5 protein-coding genes (1 of these 5 only partly in view) are annotated in these 6,527 nt (G+C 33.2%); 3 read left to right on the top strand and 2 right to left on the bottom strand.

Going from position 1 to position 6,527, the window contains the following annotated elements:
- On the bottom strand, positions 1–983 hold the 5' portion of the coding sequence (locus tag K4L44_14790; protein ID QZE13812.1) for an ISAs1 family transposase. 136 nt of this gene lie to the left of the window's left edge; 983 of the gene's 1,119 nt are visible here — the first part of the coding sequence; it begins with the start codon at positions 981–983; its stop codon lies off the left edge, out of view.
- Positions 984–1,189: 206 nt separating this feature from the next.
- Here K4L44_14790 and K4L44_14785 point away from each other — a divergent pair, with 206 nt between their 5' ends.
- Positions 1,190–2,518, top strand: a complete 1,329-nt coding sequence (locus K4L44_14785) for a hypothetical protein (GenBank protein QZE13811.1) — start codon at positions 1,190–1,192, stop codon at positions 2,516–2,518.
- The gene (locus tag K4L44_14780; GenBank protein ID QZE13810.1) at positions 2,519–3,310 is read left to right on the top strand and encodes a histidinol-phosphatase; all 792 of its coding nucleotides are present in this window, start codon (positions 2,519–2,521) and stop codon (positions 3,308–3,310) included.
- 47 nt (positions 3,311–3,357) lie between these two features.
- On the opposite strand, the gene K4L44_14775 is transcribed toward K4L44_14780, so the two are convergent.
- On the bottom strand, positions 3,358–4,326 hold the full coding sequence (locus K4L44_14775; GenBank protein QZE13809.1) for an OmpA family protein: 969 nt from the start codon (positions 4,324–4,326) through the stop codon (positions 3,358–3,360).
- Positions 4,327–4,613: 287 nt separating this feature from the next.
- Here K4L44_14775 and dxs point away from each other — a divergent pair, with 287 nt between their 5' ends.
- Positions 4,614–6,524 (top strand): 1-deoxy-D-xylulose-5-phosphate synthase, encoded by a 1,911-nt coding sequence (dxs, locus tag K4L44_14770; protein QZE13808.1) that lies wholly within the window; start codon positions 4,614–4,616, stop codon positions 6,522–6,524.
- The last annotated feature ends 3 nt before the right edge of the window (positions 6,525–6,527 follow it).

The raw sequence follows: 6,527 nt of genomic DNA, 5'->3' as shown, positions 1-6,527 counted from the left end.
AATCCATGATCTAAAGACTTTAATTTGTCTTCTCCAAAATTAACATCACGAATACGATTCATTATTTCTATTTTCCAATGACCTCTAATAGCTCCAGCAATTTCATCGATTTTCCCATTATAATTTGTGATATAATATCGTGTTTCTGTACTCCTTTTATCTCTCTTTACATTATAACTCTCTCTTGTCACTTTAATCATATTACATATGCCACTATTACACCATCTAGGATCTAACATTTCTGTATTTATTGGGTATATTTCGTACTTCCTAGAGTCTATTCTTCCATGTGACTTGTCTATTTCTGTCATCACATCATCTACTTTTATATGATTGGATGTATGCACTAAGTCATCCTTTAATTTCTTCTGATTTGACTTTATTTGAGTCAAATAGAATCGACTATTTTGGTGAATATTAGACAACAGATTTTCTGAATTGTGCATTGCGTCGAGTGTTATCTTTGCCTGCTCTGGCAACTCAAGAATATGATCATAAACAATACTCTTTTCACTCTCTTTTGTCCCATCATAAAAACCTAATAACTGTTGTACATTTGTGTTATGACCAATAGAGTAAACAATACTTAACCCTCTCTTTTTATTGCTTTTAGAATCTATACTTCCTCGAAGTTCCTTCCCATCAATAGATATCCATTCTGTAGAAGAGTATACTTCATCACAAATTGTCAAAAAGGAATCATAATCAAATTCAGATAGGATTCTTGTTAACTGAACTCGACTTATACAACTGTCGATATCTTTATGCAAACAGATACATAGTTTCTCGTAATGACGAACCATATTGCGATGAATTTTATTCATACTTAGATGACCATAACTTGTCAGAATTGAGATAATAAAAAGAGTGATAACAAAAGCCAATTCGTGCTTAAGTCCTACATGACTCCTATTATCTACCAATTTGACTTGTAATTTCTCATAAAATTTTCTAATTTCGGCACTTGAAAGGTCGTTATCCATAATTTATATCTGTTTTTACAAATCCAAATATAATATGAATAGTCGACCTTTTCTCATTTAAATAATTCATGAACAAGCCCTGCAATTTGGTATTACTTCTTAATCATTTCTAATATAATGATAATCTAAGATCTAAGTATATTGATAAGTTATTTTTTCTTTGTTTCTTTAATGTAGAAATGTCTTTTATGAAATTCAACTCAATTATGAATCGTATACTGTTAGTCCTTACAACTTTTTTGTTCTTACATATGAATGCTTTTGCTAAGCGTTCAAAGGATCTCCCTACAAGTAATTTTCATTATTATAATAAAGGAAAGATTGTTGATTTCTCTGGTATTACAAAGGTAGATGAAACGTATCATTTATTCTATGTTGAACATGTGTCAGATGAAGAATCTGATAATTTTATTATGAAACAGACTACATCAAAAGATCTTTGTGTTTGGAGTAATAAGTCATTGATAAATGCCCCATTTAGTATGGATATGAAAAATAGATGGGGAGTATTTCAAGACAAATATTCTAAGCTCGGTAAAAATAAAGGGACCTATTTATTAGAGGCAAAATCAACTGGATTTATTTTAAAAAGTTTTAAATCAGATGAATGGTCAGAAACGAACTTTTCTTTTTCTATTGATGCTCTTAATATGGGAAAGGTTGACTTTCCTTCAATAAATTGGAGTAACAGTCAGAAATGTTGGATACTTACCTTTATCAATATAGATACATCACAATTAATAATATATAAATCTGAAGATTTAAAGAATTGGAAGCGTATTGCAGTAATGTCAGGGGTTAGTAGTAGAGTTGCTTTTTTTGAAGCCGAAAAACAATCGTATCTATTGGTTGATAACAGTTATATTCCTATATCCTTTAAATCCAATGGTCTTATCCAATTTGATCCTAAAATTAGGCTAGATTATGGAAGCGGATACTTACAGAGTCTGATTCTAGATGAGCAGGGAGAATATCTTATTCTTGGTGCAATTACTTCAGATAATTATAAAAATGATGATTATAGTTTAAAATGCACCTCTCCAAAGAAACTTACAATATCTGAAAAACGTTTTCATTTTGCACCTTATTTCGGTTCTTTAATCTTCGATAAAGAGACAGTTAGAGAGAATAAGAAATTAATACCTGGTTTAGGTAAGAATCCTTTGTCAGGAAAGCACCCAATGTCTTATATTATTGATGCCACACTAGATTATAATGATGTTAGTTCTTATGGCTTTTTATTCAAAGTTGGAAGTAAAAGTAGTGGATATGAATTAAGATATTATAAGAAACAAAATATTTATCAATGTACAGGAGGGGAGATGGCAGTGAAGCCCGTTGATTCTTTTGTGCAGGTATTGGCAGTTATTGACAATGGATTTGTAGACTTCTATTATAATAATGGAGCTAAAGTGATGAGTATTTCAATTGATTATGTGAAGAAGGCACCTAAGGCGGTTTTATTTAATCAGGGAGGTGAATTGACAATAAAATCACTTAGTGTGAAACCTATCGAAAGAAATGAGGAGAAATAAATGTTGGTAGATTATCATATACACACATTATTTTCTGATGGTATTTGTTCACATGAAGAGATTGTAGAACGTGCAATTTCGTTAGGAGTTGATTCGATTGGGTTTTCTGATCATTATGGATTCTATCCAAACGATTGGACTGCTTCTGTTGATATCATACCTGAGATGGTATCAGAAGTGCTTCGTTGTAAGAAGAAATATACTGGACAGATTCAGATCTTGTTAGGGTTAGAGGTGGATTATTATCCAGATAAGGTAAAGGAGACGAGAGAAGTGATAGAGGCATATCCTTTTGATTATGTTATGGGGTCAATTCATCATATTGATGGTGAAAATTTTGATTCTGATCCCAATCACAATATCTACAAGAAAAATAGTATAGATTTTTTATACCAAAGGTATTATGAGCTTTTATCTGAGGCAGTATGTAGTGGTCTGTTTAATATTATTTCTCATCCAGATTTAATAAAGAAGTATAATTATATCCCGTCTATTGATCTAACGAAGGTCTATAATGATCTAGCTGATCTTCTCGTTGCAAATAATATTTTTGCCGAATATAATACGAGTGGTTTAAGTAGACCTTGTCAAGACTTTTTTCCTTCTGATGAAATTGTTTCAATATTTCTTAAAAAGGGAGTTAAGTTCATCGTTGGTTCTGACACGCACAAGTTAGAGCATCTTCTGCGTAATTATCAAGAAGCTATCAGACGTTTAAAAGTATTAGGCGTTGACAAGTTGTATCGATACGATGGTTTGCCGATAAGTATTGGTGATTTTCAATTGAAGTAAGTATATTTTAAAGAGAAGGATTTCACATATCCTTCTCTTTAAAATGACTATTTAGGATTAATGATTTCAAACATTTTTTCTAAGTTTGGAGCAAGAATGATTTCTGTTCTTCGATTACGCTGCCTTCCTTCAGGGGTATTGTTATCATCAATAGGAAAGAATTTACTTCTACCCGCTGCAGATATTCTTTGCGGATTGATATTTTTATTTTTAAGTATTTCTCGAACGACAGAAGTTGCACGAAGTACACTTAAATCCCAGTTATCTTTAAACTGACTTTCTTTTTTAATCGTCATGTTATCTGTATGTCCCTCGACAATGATTTGTAGATCCTTATTTTCAGCAAGCACTGATGCAAGTTTCTTAATTACTTCAGTCCCTTTGCCATCGACATTATATTCCCCAATATTAAAGAGTAATTTTTCTTCGAATGATACATAAACTCTACCCTTATAGTTTTTTATGGTGATACCATTGTCGACATACCCTAAAAGAGCATCTGCCAATTCTATTTTAATATTGCTTTGAATGTCTTTTTGTCTTTGAATCAAAACCTTCATTCTTTCCACTTCATTCTCTTGCTTTTCAACCTTCAGTTTTTCGAGTCTTATTGTTTTTTCTTTGTTCTCAAGGGTTTTATTAAGCTTTTCAAATTGAGATAGATATTGGTCTATTTGTGAATTTGTTCCAGTTTGAATCTCTTTTATCTGTTCTTTGTATTGTGTAATTCTATTCTCAGAAGATTTTTTCTCAAGAGCAAGGTTCCTATTTTTCCAATACAACCTAGTTGTATCTTGGCACAACTCTTTTATGTGTTTCTTATTACGATCTATTGCAAAGTTTAATTCTGTTATGGTTATTTTTTTCTCTTCTAAATCATTATCTTTTGTTTTATTCTCTTTAACCTCTGCATCATATTTGGTTTGTAATTCATTGTACACCTTTTTGGTATAACATGATGACATTAGCAAGACCATAATAATTGAGTATAAGATTCGTTTAATAGTAGTATCCATTGTTATCCCCTTTTATAGTTTAATGCAAAAATATTATAATGAACAAAACATTTACTATATGTTTTATAGAAATGATTTTAATGATGTCTAAAAACTATTTTTTTGCTATATTTTAGAGAGTCAATTTATTAGTGATAGATTATAGACATGTGATGATAATCATCTTCTTATTAAGGGAGTTTTACTAAAATACATTAGTTTTGTACAGAAATTTGTTACGTTACGTCGTTAATATCACTTTGTGATTACACTGTCGTTGACTTTTATTTCCTCTAAAACACAAAAAATTGGAAAAAAACCTACTATATAGCATCCAGAGTCCTTCAGATCTTCGAGAACTAAAAGTTGAAGAACTAAGACAAGTATGCGCTGAATTAAGAGATTTTATTTTGAAAAGTAATGCTGAAAATCCAGGGCACTTAGGAGCTAATCTAGGTGTTGTTGAATTAACAGTAGCATTACATTACGTATATAATACCCCATTTGATCGATTAATATGGGATGTAGGCCATCAAGCTTATGGACACAAGATTCTTACGGGTAGAAGAGATGAGTTTCATACGAATAGAAAATTTAAAGGCTTATGTGGTTTCCCTTCTCGCGAGGAGAGTATTTACGATGCATTTGGAGTAGGACACTCATCTACCTCGATATCTGCTGGATTAGGGATGTCTGTTGGAACCTCTCTCTCTGGAGAAGATCGTAAGGTTGTTGCTGTCATCGGAGATGGTTCCATGACTGGAGGAATGGCTTTTGAGGGGCTAAATAATGCAGCAATCACTAAGTCTGATATATTGGTTGTACTTAATGATAATCAAATGGCGATTGACCCTAATGTAGGAGGGGTAAGTCAATATTTGGTCAATATGAGTACATCTACAGCATATAATAAATTACGAAATGATGTGTGGAACCTTCTTGGTTCGATGAATAGTTTTGGTCCTAAAGCGAGAAAAATAGTACATCAAACACAGATGGGGCTAAAATCGATGCTATTACGCAGTAGTAATCTTTTTGAAGGGTTGAATTTCCGCTACTTTGGGCCAATTGATGGGCATGATACTGAAAACATGGTTCGTATCATGGAAGACCTAAAAAGGATTAAAGGACCCAAACTTTTGCATGTAATCACAAAAAAAGGAAAGGGATTTAAACCTGCTGAAGACGACCAAACGAAGTGGCATGCAGCCCCTGGACGTTTTGATACAGAAACAGGATTGGTAATTAAAACCACTACGAATAAGGAGGAGAAGTCTCCAATAAAGTATCAAGATGTTTTTGGTGAGACTATTGTGGAGCTGTCCATGAAGAATGAGAATATTGTAGGAATCACCCCAGCTATGCCTACGGGATGTTCCATGAACAAGATGATGCGTGAATTTCCAGAAAGAAGCTTCGATGTTGGAATTGCAGAGCAGCATGCTGTAACCTTTTCTGCAGGACTTGCTTGTGAAGGGAAAATGCCGTTCTGTAATATCTACTCTTCCTTTATGCAGAGAGCATATGATCAGGTAATACATGATGTTGCATTACAGAAATTAGATGTAACCTTCTTTCTAGATAGAGGTGGCCTTGTAGGTGCTGATGGTGCGACACATCATGGAGTTTTCGATTTGGCCTTTTTGCGCATTATCCCTAATATGACTATTGCTGCTCCAATGGATGAGTGGGAATTGCGTGATATGATGTATACATATCAAGATTTTGGATATGGACCTGTATCAATTCGTTATCCTAGAGGGAAAGGGGTCCGTGTAGATTGGAAGAATGAAATGCATAAGGTTGCTCCTGGTGTTGGTAGAATGTTGAGACAAGGAGAAAAAATAGCCGTTCTTTCTCTAGGTCATCCAGGTAATTTTGTTTCTGAAGCTTTAGATCAGATTGAAATTTCGTCTGGATATCAATTCACGCATTATGATATGAGATATGTGAAACCTTTAGATGTAAATATTATTCAACAAATAGCATCTGGTAATTATGATTATGTTGTTACTGTTGAAGATGGTGTCATTCAAGGAGGTTTCGGGAGTGCAGTTTTAGAGGAGTTGTCTTTATTTTCTTATAAGGGAGGTGTTATTCGTCTGGGTGTCCCAGATCACTTTGTTGAACACGGAACTCAAGATGACCTTTATCGTGTTTGTGAATTTGATGTGGATGGCATTAAAAACAAGTTAGAGGAACTCATCTCAAAATTGTAGAAA

The organism is Prolixibacteraceae bacterium, from assembly GCA_019720755.1.
GTDB classification, from domain to species: domain Bacteria; phylum Bacteroidota; class Bacteroidia; order Bacteroidales; family Prolixibacteraceae; genus Halosquirtibacter; species Halosquirtibacter laminarini.
The sequence above is the reverse complement of the archived record's forward strand: the minus strand, read 5'-3'. Positions and strand labels throughout refer to the sequence as shown.